Raw genomic sequence first — 16,891 nt, 5'->3', positions numbered from 1 at the left:
TTCACTCCGGACCGCTCATGCTGTCATCCGGCGGGCCAGGACCAGTCGCGGGCGGGTCAGCAGCGCGGTCGCAGCCACCGCGAGCATCGGCGTGACGAGCATGGTGAGGACCAGCGGCAGCCACGGTACCTGCCACTCCAGATCCCTGCGGAACGCCACCATGCCCGCGGCGGGTGCGATGCCGCCGGCCACCCCGAGCAGCGCCCCGATGCTGACGATCAGGCCGGCCTGGGCCGCCGCGATCCGCCGCCGCAGCCGCGGCTCGGCGCCCACCGCGGCCAGGGTCGCCAGGTCGTCGCGCATCTCCGAGGTGGCCAGCCCGACGGCGACCGCGGTCGCGGCGAGCGTGACGACGGCGCTGATCGCGGCCAGGACGAGGTACATGGCGCCGTAGTCGCGGCCGCCGACGACCGGCTTCGCGCCGATCACGACCGGTGCCGGTGCGGCGACGGGCGGGTCCGTCTCCACCTGTGCGGCCAGCACCAGGGAGTTGACGGCGGCGATCTCGGCCGCCGTCGGCGCACGCGTGACGTCGACGACGACGCCACCGGGACCGGTCGCCAGGCCGTGCCGGGCCGCGGTCTCCCCGGACACCACCACACCCGGCAGGTCGGTGTAGTAGTCCGGTGCCGGCACCAGAGTGGCCGGCAGCCGCACGCCCTCGCCGATCGTGAGCATTCCGTCGGTGATCAGCGACGGGTAGAACACGACCGCGCCGCCGTCGCGCAGCGCCGCCAGGGCCGCCGGCGGTGCCTCCGCCCCGGTGACCGCTTGGATCACCGCGTCGCCGCCGACCGCCACGACCTGGGACGGGATCGCCGGCACGCCGGTCCTGCCGTAGTCCGGCTCCGGCTGGTCCGCCTGTCGTGCGGGATCGGCGACCACCGTGAGCGGCACGGCGGCCCGGGTGGGCAGCGCCCGCTCGATCTCGTGCAGCCGCTCGGGGGTCAGCCGCGCGGCGACCTGTGCGGGCAGCAGGACCTGCCCGTCGCGGGCGTTGGGCTGCAGCATCATGCTGCCGGTGCTGTCCGCGGCGGTGTAGAGCATCAGGGCCATGCTGCCGGCCACCGCCGTGCAGACGGCCGCGGCCGAGGCGGCGGTGCGGAGCCGGTGCCGGGCGGCGTGCCGCGCCGCCAGCCGGACGGCGAGGGGGAGCCGCCGTGCGAGCCGGCCGGCGGCGGTGACCAGCACCGGTGCGAACGCCGTGACGCCCAGCAGGATCGTGACCGTGCCCGCCGCCACCGTGACGATGCTGCCGGTCGGCCCGGCGGCCACCACGGCGGCGGCCGCGCCACCCGCCGCCGCCAGCATTCCGCCCACCAGCCAGCGCAGGTTGCTCGCCCGCGACGCGGTCTCCCGCCCGGCGAGCGCCGCCCGCGGGGTGAGCCGGGCCGCGGCGCGCGCCGGGCCGAGCGCGGCGAGCAGCCCGACGGCGACCGCGAACAGCGCGATCCCGGCCAGCGCGGCCACCGGTACGGCTCCGTCGGACAACGGATGGTCGGCGACCCGTTCGACCGTGTCGCGGCCGGCCAGGTACGTCAGCGCGCCGAGCCCCACGCCGCAGACCCCGGCGAACGCGCCGAGGAGCAACCCGTCGGCGAGCACCATCCGGGCCACCTGCGTCCGGCCGGCGCCGGCCGCGGCCACCATCGCCAGTTCGCGGCGCCGGCGGCGGGCGCCGATCGCGAACGCCGCGCCGGCGAGCAGGGCCACCTGCGTGCCGGCGAACCCGACGACGAGCACGAAGGCCGCCGTGCGGGTCGCGAGCTCCGCCGCGCCCGGGCGGAGGTCCCCGCGGAACGCCGTGCTGAACGCCGAGACGCACGTTTCGCCGTTGTCTCCGGCGGGCTGACAGACCATGTGCTCGGACGGGTCCGGTGGCGTCCAGCCCGCACCCGGCGGCAGCTTCGCCAGGATGTGCGGAGCGTCCCCGCTGAGCGGCTGGTCGGCCGGGGTGAGCACAAGCGGGATGCTCAGCTCGCGGGCGGCGTCGACGATGCCGACCACGGTGCGCTCGGTGAGCGGCACGCCGACGGCGAGCCGGTCGCCGAGCCGGATCCCGTGTGCCGCGGCGAGCCTGCCCGAGACGGCCACCTCTCCCGGGCCGCGTGGCGCCCGGCCGGCGCGGACGGCGAACATGCCCCGTGTCAGGTCGTCGTCCACGTCGGCCGCCGTGTAGGCCCGCAGGCTGTACGTGCCGCCCGCACGTACCACCGTCCGGCCGTAGGTAACCGGTACCGTTCGGCTGCCGGCGGGCAGGGTCGCGAGGGCGGCGTCCGGTTTTGTGCCCGTGATCTCGTAGTCGGCCTGGCCCAGCCGCCAGGTCGCCTCGGCGTCGGCCGACGTGTACGTGCCGGCGTAGGACAGCGCGAGCACCGTCCCGGCGTACACCGGCAGGGCCAGCATCAGCACGATGAGCGCGGTTCGCGCCTTGCCGCGCCGCGCCGCCCGCCGGGCCATGCGCACCGCGACCCGCCACGAGCCCGCGTATTCCCGGATGCTCACGAGCCCAACAGCTCCTCGGCCCGGTCCCGCCCGCCGGTCGAGTCGACCAGCCGTCCGTCACGCAGGAACACGATTCGGTCGGCCCAGCCGGCGAACCGGGCCTCGTGGGTGACGAGCACCCCGGCCGCGCCCCGGTCCACCCGTGCGCGGATCAGGTCGAGGACCGCCTGCCCGGTCGCCGAGTCGAGCGCCCCCGTCGGCTCGTCGGCGAGCAGCAGCCGGCGCTGCCCGATCAGCGCCCGGGCGACCGCCACCCGTTGCTGCTGGCCGCCGGAGAGCTGGTCCGGGAACCGGTCCGCCTCGGCGGCGAGCCCGACCTCGGCCAGCGCTTCCAGCGCCTCGGCCCGCGCCGCCCGGGCCGGGCGGCCGGCCAGCTCCCGGGGCAGGGCCACGTTCTCGGCGGCGGTCAGCCCGGAGACCAGGTTGAAGTCCTGGAAGACGTAGCCGATCCGGTCGCGCCGCAGCCGGGCCAGCGCCGCCGGCGACAGCGCCCGCAGCGCGGTGCCCTCGACCCGGACCTCGCCGGTGGTGGGGGAGTCGAGGCCACCGGCGATCGCGAGCAGGGTGGACTTGCCCGAGCCGGACGGCCCCATCACGGCGACCAGTTCGCCCGCGGCCACCTCGAGGGTCAGCTCCTCCAGCGCCTGTACGGTCAGTTCGCCGGACCGGTAGGTGCGGCCTACGCCGGCGAAGCTCAGCACCGGTGCCCCGGTCATCGCCCGCTCCGCTCGGCCGCGCGCCGCGGCGCCGGCTTGGCCGCCTTGCGCCTCCGGGCCGGCGGGGCGAGACGTCCGCCGCGGCGCAGGACCGTCGCCTCGACGTGGTCCAGCCAGCGCACCTCGCCCTCCAGCGCGAAGACCACGCTGTCGAGCAGCAGCACGCCGGCCACGTCGTCGGCGGCGTCGGCGTCACGGCGCAGCGTGGTGTAGTCGCGCATCATCCGCAACGACTCCGTGCGCTGCCGCTGCACCACCGCGGCGACGTCGATCCCCGGCGTGGTGGCTGCCATCAGCAGCTTGATGGCCAGCTCGCTGCGAGGCCGGTCGGTGTCCGTCACCGGCGCGCTGAACCAGCCGTCCAGCGCCGTCCGGCCCGCCTCGGTGATGGCGTAGACGGCCCGCCCCTCGGCGTTGGTCCCCTCGGCGGCGACCAGCCCGTCACGCTCCAGCCGTTCCAGGGTCGTGTAAACCTGGCCGACGTTGATCGGCCAGGTGCCGCCGGTGCGCTCCTCGAACTCGGTGCGCAGCTGGTAGCCGTACCTGGGCCCGTCGGCGAACAGCGCCAGCAGGGCGAACTTCACGCTCATGTTGATGACCTTACTCAGTAAGTAGTTACCGAGTAAGTAGTATGTGCACCTGTGCGGCCGCCGTCAATACCCGTCGTCAGCCTGCGGCGGGGACTCGGCCGGGAGCTGTGGGCCCCTGCCCGGGACGTCAGGCGGCAGACGCCGGCCAGCCGTCGAGGTTGGGGTCCTTGGGCAGCGGCTCGACGGCCGCTGTGACGGTGCTCGCATAGGTGCCCGTGGGGCACGGCGCGACGCGCCCGCACGCCGGGCAGATCCCGTCCGGGCCGGGCTGATGTCGGCTGAGTACCTCGGCTGCGGTGTCGGCGAGAACGCTGCCGGCGCGAACTGTGTACACAAATGCTCCTTGATCAAATCCGGGTGTCGGGCGCTGTCATTCCCCGCGCCGGGTGTCGAAAACATGGCGGGCAGGGGTGCCACCCGGTCGGGTTTCGCCGGCGATATTGCGCGATCGTTGATCAGGCAACATCGGACAGATGCGACAAAGGAGCGCGGCACAGTGGCGGCGGACGGCAGTACCAGGGCGGTGGTGATCGTGATCGGCCTGGAGGGATACGCGCTGCGCACCGCGGTGCGCTCGGCCAACCTCACGCGGGGCAAGCGGTCCTGGTGGCAGTTCATCCGGCACGCGAAGGCGCCCGAGCTGCCGACGATCCTGCTCGAGGACGCCGGTGCGGTCACCGGTCTGGTCACGGCCCTGATCGGCGTCGGGCTGACCGCGCTGACCGGCAACGCGGTGTTCGACGGCATCGGCACGTTCGTCATCGGCCCGCCGCACGCGGTGGCGGCCGGGCCGGCGTGACCCGTGGACGCAGGAGGGCGGGTTCGCCCTCCTGCGTCCCGCAGGCCCTACGCTTCCTGGTCCGACCCGCCGCCGAGACCGCGCTCGACGGCCGCGATGATCTGCGGGCGCAGCTCCTCGGGCCGGATGATGGCGTCCACGGAGCCGACCTCGACCGCGCGCTGGATGCTGTGCACGCCGTCGAACTCGGCGGCCACCTCCCCCAGCTTCTCCGCCCGGACCGTGGCTCGGACGTCGATGAGCCGCGCGACGAGCGCCGCCCGCTCCGCGCCGGTCGCCGCGGCGACGCGCGCCTCCAGTTCGGACACCCGCGGATCCTTCGCCGTGCGCGCGTTGACGTCGCCGGCGAACACCACGGCCGCCGCGGGTGCCCCGCCGATGACGGACGCGAACGAGCCCTCCACGGCGAGCACGGTCATGTTCGGGTTGAGCGCCTTGGAGAACACCACGAACGCACCGCCGTGGTACCGCGAGATCACGCAGAACACGATCGTGCCCTTGAAGTTCACGATCGCCCGGCCGATCTCCGCACCGTACTCCAGCTGCAACCGCCGCATCGACTCCGGCGAGCCGTCGAACCCGGACAGGTTCGCCAGCACGACCAGCGGCCGGTTCCCGCTGGCCGCGTTGATCGCCCGCGCGGCCTTCTTGGACGAGCGCGGGAACAGGGTGCCCGCGGTGTAGGTGTCCGGGCCGTCGGTGGGCGGGAACCCGCGCCGCGGCACCGACCGGGACTCGATGCCGAGCAGGCACACCGGGATGCCGCCGAGGTGCACGTCCTGCACGACCGCGGTCTCGGCGTCGGCCATGCCCGCCCAGCGCTCCAGGACCACGTGATCCTGGTCGGCCAGGGCCCGCATCAGCGTGCGGATGTCGAACGCCTTCTTGCGGTCGGGGTTGCTCTCCCGGGAGAAGATCTGGCCGACGGTCGTGAAGTCGCTGTCCGGCACCGCATGCGGGTAGCCGGAGACGTCACGGTCGACCGGGTCGGACGTGACCGCCCGGCGCGGGTGGGTCTCGCCGGGCGCGATGTACGTGTGGTCGTAGTACGTCATCAGCAGGTTGCGCGCGGCCTGCAGGTCCGGCGCCCAGTACTGGGCCTGGCCGTTGGGGCCCATCACCCGGTCGTAGCCGCCGATGCCGAAGTTGTCCTCGGCCGACACCCCGCCGGAGAAGTCCAGCGACTGCTTGCCGGTGAGCACCATCGCCGAGTCCGGGGTCATCACCAGGATGCCCTTGGTGTGCATGAGCATCGTGGCCTCGGCGTTCCAGTACGGCTGGGCGCCCACGGTGATCCCGGCGACGACGATGTTGATCTCGCCGCCGTGCTGGGTGAACTCGACGATCCGCTTGAGCGCGGCGGCGACCCAGTCCATGTTCTCGGTGCCCGAGTCCATCGAGATCCGCGCACCCGCCGACAGCGCGAACCAGTCGACCGGCACGTGCATCCGCTCGGCCAGGTCGAGCGCGGCGATCACCCGAGCGCACTCCGGCTCGGACAGCGCACCCAGCGCCTTGGTCGGGTCGCCGAGCAGCACCACCCGTGTGACGCCTTCGGGGTACCGCTCGGTCGGCGTGCTGATCACACCGGCGACGATGCCCGCCTTGTTCTGTCCCTTCGGCCGCTCGACCGGGGCCAGCTCGCCGGTGTCGTCCAGGTCGTACTCGGTGAAGCTGCCGAGGGGGCCGGCCAGCATCTCGGTCAGCTCGTACGGGTACGTCGTGCCGCGCCGCCGCGCCGAGAGCACCTTCTGCCGGTAGTCGTCGAGCGGCTGGATCGGCTCGGCCGTCGGCTCCGCGACCGACACCTGCATGCCGGCGTCGTAGGAGACCTTGACCGCGATGTCGGCCAGCTCGCCGGTGGCCGCGTCACGCTGGCGGCCGAGGAACAGGACCTCCTCCAGGCCCGCGCCGGCGGTGAGCGGCAGCAGGCGCTGCGCGACGGTGTTCAGCTCCTCGATGGTCAGCTCGCTCGGCGGCCAGACGTAGATCGTGATCCGGTTGGTGTCGAACCGCTTCCTCGTGGCTCGCTGCGCCTGGACCTTGCGGATCGCGTCGAGACACGCGTCCAGCGCGCCCTCGACCGCGGGCAGCGCGAGGATCCGGCCGTCGACGTCGCGCAGCGGGGTCAGGTCGCGGACCTGGGCCATCGCCGCCAGCCGCTCGTCGGCCGGGTTGTCCGGGGCGACGCAGTGGAAGACGTAGACCTCCTCGTCCGCGGACGGCAGCCGGGTCAGGTCGAAGTTCCGCAGCCGCGGCAGTTGCAGGCGCCGGGCGATCAGCGGGTGCAGCCCGCGGATGACCCGGTCCTCACCCAGGCCCGGACGGAAGGTGAAGTGGTGGTGCATCGCCGTGCCGTTGTGCCCGGCCACCGACATCGTCACCCGCTGGAGCACGTCCAGCAGCCCGGCGCGCTCGAGGATCTCCCGCAGGGTCGTGGCCATCACGTCCACGTCGGACTCGTCGGCCCAGGTCAGGTACACGTCGGCGACGGAGTTCGAGTTGGACAGCCCGGCGACCTTCTCCAGGATCGCGGGCAGCTCGCCGAAGTCCGTGGCCGCCGCGATCAGCCGGAAGCGCTCGCCGTCGCGGTCGTACTCCGCGGTGAAGAACGAATGCCCCGCGACCTCGACGACTTGCGCGTCGATCGCGCCGCGGTTGCCGTAGTAGCGGCGGCTGAGCACCTCGAGCAACGGGCCGTGGTCGACGCCCGGCTTGCCGATGCGCTGGCCGAGCAGCCGGACCAGGGGCTCGGGCGAGGCGACCATCTTCGCGATCCGCTCGGCGCGGTCGGGCGCGTCGGGGTTCTCGTCGAGGTGACGGAGGTGGCCGCGGACGCCCGCGTAGACCTCGGCGCGCTTGCGGCGCAGCATCGGCTGGGCGGCCCAGCGGAACACGACGCTGCGGGCCAGGTCACCGACCGCCGGGAACCGGAGCTGGGTGGCGAAGATCAGGTGTTCCAGCGCCTGGCCGACCAGCTCGCGCAGCTCGTCGGCGGGCAGCGGCTCGGTCAGCCACTGCTGCAGGAAGGCGACGACCACCGAGACGTCGGCCGAAGCCCGCTGCTGCGCGAGGAAGATCCGGAACACCGCCTCTTCCAGCGCGGGCGTGCGCTCGACGTCGTGGACGCCGTAGTGGGCGAGCACCCGGGCGAGCCGGCTGCGGAAGGTGTCCGACAGCCCGGCCCGCTCGACGTCGAGGCTCTGCAGGTAGGTGTGGAAGTACTCGCGCGGGCTGTGGACCCGGGTGTCGGCCCGGGCCTCCTCACCGGCCGGCCGGTTGCGGCTGAGCTCCGACAGGTCGGCGAACACCCGCAGCAGCTCGACCTCCTCCTCGAGCGGGCGGTGGCTGAGCTGGGCCCGCGCGGCCAGGTAGCTGGACAGCGCCCGGCGCTCGTCGCGGGGGTCGAGGTCGTAGCCGAGCAGCAGGCTGCGCAGGTCGGCGATGCCGCGCGCGACCCGGGCCTCGGCGGACAGGCCGGTCGGCTCGGGCGGCAGCTCCAGGTCGACGGTCGCGGTTTCGGCAGCGGCCGGCCCGGCGCCGCCCGCGGCCTCGTCACTGATCGGTTCCAGGCGCAGCAGCGGCGCGCCGGTCTCCACCTGGCTGCCGACGGAGATCAGGCATTCCCGCACCTTCGCCTTGAACGGCGCGCGCAGCACGGTCTCCATCTTCATGCTCTCCAGGACGAGCACGGGCGCGCCCGCCTCGACCTCGTCCCCCACCGCGAGCGGGGTCGCGACGACCAGCGCGGGCGCGGGGGAGCGCAGCACACCGCCCTCGTCACGGCTGACGCGGTGCGTGATGCCGTCCACCTCGACGAGGTGCGTGGGTCCGTGCGTGTCGGTGACCAGCCGGAAACGCCGGCCGTTGACCAGGATCCGGCCGGTGTGCTCGTCGAACCGTTCGAGCTCGGCGTCCACGGTGGAGGAGTCCCCGATGCCGACGCGGAACCGGTGCGGCCCGGTCTGCGCGACGGTCACCCGGTAGCTCGCCCCGCGGAGCTTGAGGTCGATCGGCCGGCCGCTCTTGTGCTGGACCTGCGGGCGACCGCCGTGCGCGGTGGACAGCAGCCGCTGCTGTTCGACGAGCGCCTCGTCCTCGTAGCCCTCGATCGCGGCCGCGGCCAGCGCGATGCCGGAGTGTTTGGTGGACACCAGGCGGCCCTGCGCGCGGACCCGGTCGATCCAGCCGGTGTCCGCGCTCGCGTCGATCACCTCGGGCTGGTCGAGCAGGTCGAGCAGGAAGCTCTTGTTGGTGGCGCCGCCCTCGATGATCACCGTGGTCTCGGCGACCGCGCGGCGCAGCCGGCCGAGCGCCTCGTCGCGGGTGCGGCCGTAGGCGATGATCTTGGCGATCATCGAGTCGAAGTCGGCCGGGATCACGTCGCCCTCGCTGACCCCGGTGTCGACCCGGATGCCGGGCCCGCTGGGCAGCGCCAGCCGGACGATCCGGCCGGGCGACGGCGCGAAGTCGCGGTCGGGGTCCTCGGCGTTGAGCCTGGCCTCGACGGCATGTCCGGCCTCGGCCGGGATCCGCTCGCCGAGCCGGCCGCCGGCGGCCACGTGGATCTGCGCCTTGACCAGGTCGAAGTCGGTGGTGGCCTCGGTGATCGGGTGCTCGACCTGCAGCCGGGTGTTGACCTCGAGGAAGGCGAACAACTGCTCGCCGGGGTGGTAGAGGAACTCGACGGTGCCCGCGCCGCGGTAGTCCACGGCCAGCGCGAGCCGCTCGGCCGCCGACTTCAGCTCGCGGGCCTGCTCGGGGGCGAGCACGGGGGAGGAGGACTCCTCGATGACCTTCTGGTTGCGCCGCTGCACCGAGCAGTCCCGGACACCCAGCGCCCACGCGGTGCCCTGACCGTCGGCGATCACCTGCACCTCGACGTGCCGCGCGCCGGTGACGAGGCGCTCCAGGAACACCACGCCGCTGCCGAACGCGCGCGCGGCCTCCAGGCTCGTGCGCTCGTAGGCGTCGGCGAGCTCGTCGTCGCTGCGGACGACCCGGATGCCCCGGCCGCCACCGCCCGCGGTCGCCTTGAGCATCAGCGGGTAGCCGATCTCGGCCGCCGCGCGCTTGGCCGCGTCGAGGCTCTCCACCGCGCCGCGGCTCCACGGCGCCACCGGGACGCCGACCTCCTCGGCGATCAGCTTCGCGCCGATCTTGTCGCCGAGCTTGCGCATCGCGTCGGCGCTCGGGCCGATGAACGTGACATCGATCTTCTCGCAGAGCTCGGCGAAGGCCGGATCCTCGGCGACGAAGCCCCAGCCCACCCACGCCGCGTCCGCACGCGTCTCGACCAGCGCGCGCTCGAGGACGACGTGGTCCAGGTACGGGCGGGCCGATGCGGGCCCGAGGCAGTAGCTGTCGTCGGCTTCGCGGACGAAGGTGGCGGTGCGCTCGGCGTCGGTGTAGAGGGCGATGGTCTCGATCGGCGCGGCCCCGGCCTCGGCGTTGAACTCGCGGACGGCATGGATCAGCCGCATGGCGGCTTCTCCCCGGTTGACGATGGCGATGCGGCTGAACACCGAGTAAGCCTCTCAAAGGTTGGGTCACGATAAAAAACCGGGACTCCCGCGGGCCAGGGGTCACCGTCCACAACCTTCGCTGCTACCGGCCGGTAGCGAAACCGTAGGACCGCTCACCCGAGGCGGGTGAAATTGTGGATGCCACCGATTTCCGACATGTCGACATGCCTGCCGTGGCCCGCGTCGCGGCGGCGAGCTCGGGCCGCACGCCCTACTAGGCGACACCTAATAGGTCCGCTATTATGTGTCGCATGATAGCGGGTTCCACTGACGGTGATCGACAGACGCAGCTGCTGCGCGGCGCCCTCGACATGTGCCTGCTCGCGCTGCTCGCCAAAGAGGCGGCGCACGGCTACGAGCTGGTCCGCCGGGTCGAGGCGGCCGGCTTCGACGGTGTCGGTTACGGCACCGTCTATCCGCTGCTGACCCGCATGCGCCGACTGGGCCTCGTCGCCGACGAGCTGCAGGCCAGCCCCACTGGACCGCCCCGCAAGGTCTATGCGCTCACCGGGGCTGGCCGTGCCCGGCTGCACGCCTGGCAGCAGCAGTGGACCCAGTTCACCGACACCGTCAACGCCGTCCTGACCGGCACCACCCCTGACGCCGCATCCGACACCGCGAGGAGCTGACCGTGGACACCATCGACGACGCCGTCACGATCGCCGACCATGAGTGGCGCGCCTGCGGCGTCCGCCGCTCGGACCGGGCGGCGCTCGCCGCCGACCTGCGCCTCGACCTGGAGTCGGCGGCCGCCGACGGCGTCACGCCCCGGCAGCTCATCGGCGACGACCTGCGCGGCTTCGCCCGGCGGCTGGCGGACGAGGCGGGAGTGCGGCGCGTGCCGCACGGGTACGGCCGCGTGATCCGCACCGCCCTGACCGGCGCGGTGCTCGGCGGGTGCGCCGGCGCGGTCGTGCTCATGCTCATCTATCCGCTCATGGTGCGACTGGTCGACCTGCCGCGCGGGTTCCGGGTGCCGATCCTGCTGGCGGTGTTGCTGTACTACGGCACCGCGGCAGGCCTCGCGGCCGGCGGCGCGGTCGTCGCCGTGCGGATGCGGCTGCGGGACCTGCCCGGCGTCCGCCGGACGGCGAACGCCATGCTCGTGCTGGTGCCCCTGGCCGGCGTGGTCGTCACCCCGGTCGTCATGGGGTTCGCCCGGTCCACCGGTTACAGCACGGCCCCGCTGATCGTGGCGGTCGAGGCGGGCCTGGTTGTCGCGGCGGTGGCGGGTGCGGTCGCCCTGGCCAGGAAGTGGTCCCTGCGCGGCCACGACGGCCGCCGGGCGCCCGCCGCCGTGTGACGCCTGCCGACCCTGGAGGCGTGCGCCGCCCCGTTGAACCGTATGGCCCGACCCGGTGTACGTGGAGTTGATCAACCTGGCCTTCCGCTCTTGACCAAACTCCCAGGAAGCGTGGTTATGTTGAGGCCATGCGCCCAGCCGGGGAAGCCGACACTGGCATCCCTCAGCCACCGGGCCGGTCGGCCGTGACCGCTCCCGATCCGGTGGTCGAGGAGGGTCCGCCGTCGCCGGCCGCCCCGCGGCGGCGGCGCGCCGTGGTGGTCGGTGCGGTGGTGGCGCTGGTCGTCCTCACCGCCGTCGTCGCGTTCCGCATGGGATCGAGCGGCTCCGACGTCGCCACCCGGCCGTCGCCGTCGGCGTCACCCAGCGCGTCCGGGCCACCGACGCCCGCCCAGATCTACACGGCCGTCGCGCCGTCGGTCGTCACGATCCAGGCCCTCGAGGGTGACGCGACCGTCGGTCTGGGCACCGGGGTGGTCGCCAGCGCCACAGGGGTCATCCTGACCGCGTTCCACGTCGTGCAGGGCGCCGGCAGCCTCCGCGTGATCTTCGCGGACGGCACGAAGGCAACGGCCGAGGTCGTCGCCCAGGACCCGGCCGTCGACATCGCCGCGCTCGCCCCCGCCGATCTGCCCGAGGTGCTGGTCCCGGCCGTCCTCGGCAACTCCGACCGGCTCGCCGTCGGCAATCCCGTGCTTGCGATCGGCAACCAGCTCGGCCTGACCAGCACCATGACGATGGGCGTCGTGTCCGGGCTGCACCGCGCCGCCCGCAACGAGGACGGCAGTGAGCTGAGCGGGCTGATCCAGTTCGACGCCGCGGTCAACCCCGGCAGCTCCGGCGGGCCGCTGGTCAACGCCAAGGGCGAGACGATCGGCATCGTCGTGGCGCTGCTCAACCCGACCTCCGCCGGCACCTTCGTCGGTGTCGGCTTCGCCGTCCCCATCGGCGCGGCCCTCGCCGCGGGCGGCGGTGACGAAGCACCTCAGCAGTGACGACGACCCGTAAGGACGATCGCATGGACGTATCCGGCAACGGCCACCCGGCTCCGACGAGCGCCGTCGAGCAGGTGCTGTACGAGGTCAAGAAGACCATCGTGGGACAGGACGCACTGCTCGAGCGGCTCATGGTGGCCCTGCTGTCCCGCGGGCACATCCTCGTCGAAGGCGTGCCGGGCCTGGCCAAGACCCTGGCCGTCAAGGCGCTCGCGGCCGCGATCGGCGGGCAGTTCCACCGCGTGCAGTTCACGCCCGACCTGGTCCCGGCCGACATCGTCGGCACCCGGGTCTACCACCAGGCCAGCGGCGAGTTCCAGGTCTCCCTCGGGCCGGTGTTCACCAACCTGCTCCTCGCCGACGAGATCAACCGGGCCCCGGCGAAGGTCCAGAGCGCGTTGCTGGAGACCATGCAGGAGCAGCAGGTGACCATCGGCCGGGAGACCCACCACATCCCCCGGCCGTTCCTCGTGATGGCGACGCAGAACCCGATCGAGTCCGAGGGGACGTATCCGCTGCCCGAGGCCCAGGTGGACCGCTTCATGATGAAGGTCCTCGTCGGCTATCCCAGCCCCACCGAGGAGTTCGTGATCGTCGAGCGGGCCATCGCCCCGGCGCCGGTCACCCAGGCCATCGTCGACCCCGAGCGGCTCATCCGGATGCAGGCGCAGGTCGAGCAGGTCTACGTGGACCCGTCGCTGATCGAATACTCGGTCCGCCTGGCCAACGCGACCCGCAACCCCGCCGAGGTCGGCCTCGGCGACCTCGCCAGATACGTCAGCTTCGGCGCGAGTCCCCGCGCCTCGATCAACCTCGTCCTCGCCGGCCGCGCGCTCGCCTTCCTGCGGGGCCGCGACTACGTCATCGCACCCGATCTCGCCGAGCTCGCCCACGACGTGCTGCGGCACCGGCTGGTGCTGTCCTACGAGGCGCTCTCCGACGAGGTCACCGCCGACATGCTGCTGACCCAGGTGCTGGCGGCGGTGCCGGCGCCGGTCCCGACCGGGACACGCTGAGCCGTGGCGAGCGCGCCCGACCGCCTGCTGCGGCGCCTGGAATGGCAGGTCCTGCGCCGTCTCGACGGGCGGCTCCAGGGGTCGTACCGCACCGTCTTCCGCGGCGCCGGGATCGACTTCGCCGACCTGCGTGAGTACACGCCCGAGGACGACGTCCGGCACATCGACTGGAACGTGACGGCCCGGCTCGACGAGCCGTTCGTGCGGCAGTACACCGAGGACCGCGAGATCACCGTCTGGCTGGTGCTCGACCTGTCGGCCTCCATGCGCTTCGGCGGTGCCGAGCGGGGCAAGGACTCCGTGCTCACCGAGCTGGCCGTCTGCCTGGCCCGGCTGTTCACCCGCGGCGGCAACCGGGTCGGCGCCGTCCTCTTCGACAACCGGATCCAGCGGGTCGTCCCGGCCCGGACCGGCCGCACCCACGTCCTGCAGCTCGCCCACGAGATCACCCGGACCGCCGGGCTCGCCGCGGCACAGCGGGGAGGGCCCGGCACCACCACCGACGTCGACGGGATGCTGCGGCTCGCGGCCGCCACCGCCCGCCGCCGCGGCCTCGTCTTCGTCATCTCCGACTTCATGGGCGAGGACGTCGGCTGGGAGTCCTCGCTGACCCGGCTCACCGTCCGGCACGAGGTCGTCGCCGTCCGGGTCGTCGACCCGATGGAGCTGGAGCTGCCGGACCTCGGGCTCGTTGTCGTCGAGGACGCCGAGACCGGCGAGCAGGTGCTCGTCGACACCAGCGAACCGCTGTTCCGGCAGCGGCTCCGGGCCGAGGTCGACGCCCGCGAGGCCGCCGTCTCCGGGGCGATGCGCCGGGCCGGGGTGACGGCGCACCGGATCGGCACCGACCAGGACCCGCTCGAGGCGCTCGTCGCCATGGTGCGCCGGTCGAAGCGCAGCGGAGGGGCCGCTCATCGTGGGCTCAGGGTCGAGTCAGGTGGCCGGAGCGAAGCGGAGGACGCATGAGCGGTTCGGAGCGCAGCGGAGGGGCCGCTCATCATGGGCTCAGATTCAAGTCAGGCGGCCGGAGCGAAGCGGAGGACGGATGACCGTTCAGTATCCGGTGGTGCTCGGCCTCGCCGTTGTCGTCGCGCTGGCGCTCGCGGCAGGGTACTGGTGGCTGCAGCGCCAGCGGGCCCGCGTGTTCGCCGGCGCCGGGCTGAACACCGCCGGCCGCCGGGACGGGTTGCGCCGGCATCTGCCGCCGGTGCTGTTCCTCGCCGCACTCACGCTGCTGCTGCTGTCCGTCGCCCGGCCCGAGGCGACCCTGCCGGTCGCGCGCTCGGCCGGCACCGTCATCCTCGCCTTCGACGTGTCCAACAGCATGGCCGCCACCGACGTCGCGCCGACCAGGCTCGCCGCCGCGCAGGCCGCCGCGATCGACTTCACCGAGGCGCAGCCGGACAGCGTCAGCGTCGGCGTCGTCGCCTTCGACGAGGGCGCGCTGACCACCCAGGAGCCCTCCGACGACCACGCCGCGACCGTGGCCGCGATCAAACGGCTGCAGATCAACGGCGGCACCTCGCTGGGCCAGGCCATCCTCGCCTCGCTCACGGTCATCGTCGGCCACCCGGTCAGCCTGCCCGACCCGGACGCCGAGGAGCCGCCCGCCGACCTCGGGTACTGGGGCAACGCGACGATCGTGCTCCTCTCCGACGGCGAGGACACCGGCGGCCCGGACGCGGTCGCCGCGGCACAACTGGCCGCGGCCGCGGGCGTGCACATCGAGACCGTCGGGGTAGGCACGGTCGAGGGCACCACCGTCGAGGTCGACGGATACCGGGTGGCGACGGCACTCAACGAGGAACTGCTGACTGAGGTCGCGAAGACCACGACCGGCTCCTATCACCGGGCGGAGAACGCGGAGGCCCTGCGCGACATCTACCAGTCGCTCGACCTGCGGCTCACCACGCAGCGCAAGCCGGTCGAGCTGACCGGAGCCGCCGCCGCGATCGCGGTGCTGCTGCTCACCATCGGGGGAGTGCTGATGACCACCTGGTACGGACGGATCCTCTGATGTCACTCACCTGGCCGTGGGCACTGACCGCGCTGCTGGCGTTCCCGCTGCTGCTGGCCTACCGCTGGTGGGCCCGCCGCCGTCGCCGCCGGGTCGCGGTCCGGCTCTCCAGCGTCGCCCTCATCCGGGCGGCCCTGCCCGGGCGCTCGTCGTTGCGGCGGCGCATCCCGATCTGGCTCTTCGCGGTCGGGCTGGTCTTCGCCGGCACCGCCGCCGCCCGCCCGCAGGCCTCCGTGCTCGTGCCCGACGACGCCGCCACGATCCTGCTCGCGATCGACGTGTCCGGCTCGATGTGCTCCACCGACGTGCCGCCGAACCGGCTGACCGCGGCGCAGGAGGCCGCCCGCCGGTTCATCCGGGACCACGACGGCGGCGCCAAGATCGGCCTGGTCACCTTCTCCGGCATCGCCGGACTGCTGGTCCCGCCGACGACCGACGAGGAGCGGCTGATCACCGCGATCGACGGGCTGCGGACCTCCCGCGGCACCGCCATCGGCCTGGCCATCCTGGCCTCGATCGACGCGATCGCCGAGATCAACCCCGACGTGCCGCCGACCGGCGTCGAGATCCCCGACAACGGTGCCGCGGCCGGCGGCGGTTCCGGGGCGTCCGACCAGTTCGAGCCGGACACCATCGTCGTGCTCACCGACGGGCGCAACACCGACGGCGTCAGCCCGATCACCGCCGCCGAGGCCGCCGTCGCCCGGCGCCTGCGGGTCTACACCATCGGTTTCGGCACCGAGCAGCCCGCACCGATGGTCTGCACCAGCGAGCAGATCAGCGGTGACACGTTCCGCGGTCCCGGCGGGTTCGGCGGCCCCGGCGGTGGGTTCGGCGGCCGGGGACGGTTCCAGCAGATGGACGAGGCGACGCTGACCCGGGTCGCCGAGATGACCGGCGGCGAGTACTTCAAGGCCGAGGACGCCAAGGCCCTCGGCGACGTGCTGCGTGACCTGCCCAGCGAGATGACCCTGCAGCGCAAAGACACCGAGATCACCGTGTGGTTCGCGTTCGCCGGGGCGCTGCTCGTGCTGGTGGCCTTCGGGTTGTCGCAGTGGTGGAACCGGCTTGCACCGCCCCGCCACAATGCAGGTTGATCACATTCGGAGAAGGGTGACCCCATGCAGGTGGAGGACTACCTCGCGGCCATCGTGTTCGGCGCGGTCATCGGCGTGATCGCCCGCATCCTGCTGCCGGGCCGGCAGCAGATCGGCATCATCCTCACGGTGCTCATCGGCATGGGCGCCGCCGTCGCCGGCACCTGGGCCGCCGACCGCTGGGACATCCACAGCGACCACTTCCTGGTGGTGCGCGGCCACAGCTACGACTGGATGGTCCTCGGCGTGCAGGTCGGCATCGCCGTCGTGGGCGTCGCCGTCGCCGCGCTGCTGGCGAAGGCGTTCTCGACCGATGACGACGATTGAC

General features: G+C 73.2%; 14 protein-coding genes. 9 read left to right on the top strand and 5 right to left on the bottom strand.

All coding sequences use genetic code 11. The features are described 5' to 3' along the window. Positions 1 to 15 precede the first annotated feature (15 nt). From Dfulv_RS28485 to Dfulv_RS28470, 4 genes are all read right to left on the bottom strand, one after another. Complete coding sequence (locus Dfulv_RS28485; protein ID WP_259856613.1) at positions 16 to 2,505, bottom strand: FtsX-like permease family protein; 2,490 nt, start codon at positions 2,503 to 2,505, stop codon at positions 16 to 18. Continuing rightward, on the bottom strand, positions 2,502 to 3,221 hold the full coding sequence (locus Dfulv_RS28480; protein WP_259856611.1) for an ABC transporter ATP-binding protein: 720 nt from the start codon (positions 3,219 to 3,221) through the stop codon (positions 2,502 to 2,504). Before Dfulv_RS28480 ends, Dfulv_RS28485 begins: the two co-directional genes overlap by 4 nt. After that, entirely contained in the window at positions 3,218 to 3,811 is a 594-nt protein-coding gene (locus tag Dfulv_RS28475; protein ID WP_259856609.1) for a PadR family transcriptional regulator, read from the bottom strand. The genes Dfulv_RS28480 and Dfulv_RS28475 overlap by 4 nt, the downstream gene beginning before the upstream one ends. 127 nt (positions 3,812 to 3,938) lie before the next feature. Further along, positions 3,939 to 4,145, bottom strand: a complete 207-nt coding sequence (locus Dfulv_RS28470) for a hypothetical protein (RefSeq protein WP_259856607.1) — start codon at positions 4,143 to 4,145, stop codon at positions 3,939 to 3,941. A 162-nt stretch (positions 4,146 to 4,307) separates the two neighbouring features. Between Dfulv_RS28470 and Dfulv_RS28465 the strand changes: the two genes are divergently transcribed. Continuing rightward, a complete protein-coding gene (locus tag Dfulv_RS28465; protein ID WP_259856606.1) occupies positions 4,308 to 4,610 on the top strand; it encodes a cation diffusion facilitator family transporter in 303 nt (100 codons plus the stop codon). A gap of 47 nt (positions 4,611 to 4,657) precedes the next feature. On the opposite strand, the gene Dfulv_RS28460 is transcribed toward Dfulv_RS28465, so the two are convergent. After that, the gene (locus Dfulv_RS28460) at positions 4,658 to 10,135 is read right to left on the bottom strand and encodes an ATP-binding protein (RefSeq protein ID WP_259856605.1); all 5,478 of its coding nucleotides are present in this window, start codon (positions 10,133 to 10,135) and stop codon (positions 4,658 to 4,660) included. Between the two features lie 251 nt (positions 10,136 to 10,386). On the opposite strand from Dfulv_RS28460, the gene Dfulv_RS28455 reads away from it, so the two are divergent. From Dfulv_RS28455 to Dfulv_RS28420, 8 genes are all read left to right on the top strand, one after another. After that, the gene (locus Dfulv_RS28455) at positions 10,387 to 10,764 is read left to right on the top strand and encodes a PadR family transcriptional regulator (RefSeq protein ID WP_259856604.1); all 378 of its coding nucleotides are present in this window, start codon (positions 10,387 to 10,389) and stop codon (positions 10,762 to 10,764) included. A gap of 2 nt (positions 10,765 to 10,766) precedes the next feature. After that, positions 10,767 to 11,438, top strand: coding sequence for a DUF1048 domain-containing protein (locus Dfulv_RS28450; protein WP_259856603.1), 672 nt, complete (start codon positions 10,767 to 10,769; stop codon positions 11,436 to 11,438). 128 nt (positions 11,439 to 11,566) lie between these two features. Continuing rightward, positions 11,567 to 12,433 carry a S1C family serine protease gene (locus tag Dfulv_RS28445; RefSeq protein ID WP_259856602.1) on the top strand — a complete coding sequence of 289 codons (867 nt, stop codon included), beginning with the start codon at positions 11,567 to 11,569 and terminating at the stop codon, positions 12,431 to 12,433. A 23-nt stretch (positions 12,434 to 12,456) separates the two neighbouring features. Beyond that, the gene (locus tag Dfulv_RS28440) at positions 12,457 to 13,449 is read left to right on the top strand and encodes an AAA family ATPase (protein WP_259856601.1); all 993 of its coding nucleotides are present in this window, start codon (positions 12,457 to 12,459) and stop codon (positions 13,447 to 13,449) included. Positions 13,450 to 13,452: 3 nt separating this feature from the next. Continuing rightward, entirely contained in the window at positions 13,453 to 14,415 is a 963-nt protein-coding gene (locus Dfulv_RS28435) for a DUF58 domain-containing protein (RefSeq protein ID WP_259856600.1), read from the top strand. 79 nt (positions 14,416 to 14,494) lie between these two features. Further along, entirely contained in the window at positions 14,495 to 15,466 is a 972-nt protein-coding gene (locus Dfulv_RS28430; protein ID WP_259856599.1) for a VWA domain-containing protein, read from the top strand. Further along, positions 15,466 to 16,563 (top strand): VWA domain-containing protein, encoded by a 1,098-nt coding sequence (locus Dfulv_RS28425; RefSeq protein WP_259856597.1) that lies wholly within the window; start codon positions 15,466 to 15,468, stop codon positions 16,561 to 16,563. Before Dfulv_RS28430 ends, Dfulv_RS28425 begins: the two co-directional genes overlap by 1 nt. 24 nt (positions 16,564 to 16,587) lie before the next feature. Further along, positions 16,588 to 16,890 (top strand): GlsB/YeaQ/YmgE family stress response membrane protein, encoded by a 303-nt coding sequence (locus Dfulv_RS28420; RefSeq protein WP_259856596.1) that lies wholly within the window; start codon positions 16,588 to 16,590, stop codon positions 16,888 to 16,890. The last annotated feature ends 1 nt before the right edge of the window (position 16,891 follow it).

Origin of the sequence: Dactylosporangium fulvum, assembly GCF_025137375.1 — a bacterium.
In the GTDB taxonomy this organism is placed as follows: Bacteria; Actinomycetota; Actinomycetes; order Mycobacteriales; family Micromonosporaceae; genus Dactylosporangium; species Dactylosporangium fulvum.
This window is presented reverse-complemented; position numbering and strand designations above follow the sequence as displayed.

Excerpts from the sequence above, each read along its gene's own strand:
- Dfulv_RS28480 (WP_259856611.1), bottom strand. The coding sequence starts at position 3,221 with ATGACCGGGGCACCGGTGCTGAGCTTCGCCGGCGTAGGCCGCACCTAC.
- Dfulv_RS28475 (WP_259856609.1), bottom strand. The coding sequence starts at position 3,811 with ATGAGCGTGAAGTTCGCCCTGCTGGCGCTGTTCGCCGACGGGCCCAGG.
- Dfulv_RS28455 (WP_259856604.1), top strand. The coding sequence starts at position 10,387 with ATGATAGCGGGTTCCACTGACGGTGATCGACAGACGCAGCTGCTGCGC.
- Dfulv_RS28445 (WP_259856602.1), top strand. The coding sequence starts at position 11,567 with ATGCGCCCAGCCGGGGAAGCCGACACTGGCATCCCTCAGCCACCGGGC.
- Dfulv_RS28440 (WP_259856601.1), top strand. The coding sequence starts at position 12,457 with ATGGACGTATCCGGCAACGGCCACCCGGCTCCGACGAGCGCCGTCGAG.
- Dfulv_RS28430 (WP_259856599.1), top strand. The coding sequence starts at position 14,495 with ATGACCGTTCAGTATCCGGTGGTGCTCGGCCTCGCCGTTGTCGTCGCG.
- Dfulv_RS28425 (WP_259856597.1), top strand. The coding sequence starts at position 15,466 with ATGTCACTCACCTGGCCGTGGGCACTGACCGCGCTGCTGGCGTTCCCG.
- Dfulv_RS28420 (WP_259856596.1), top strand. The coding sequence starts at position 16,588 with ATGCAGGTGGAGGACTACCTCGCGGCCATCGTGTTCGGCGCGGTCATC.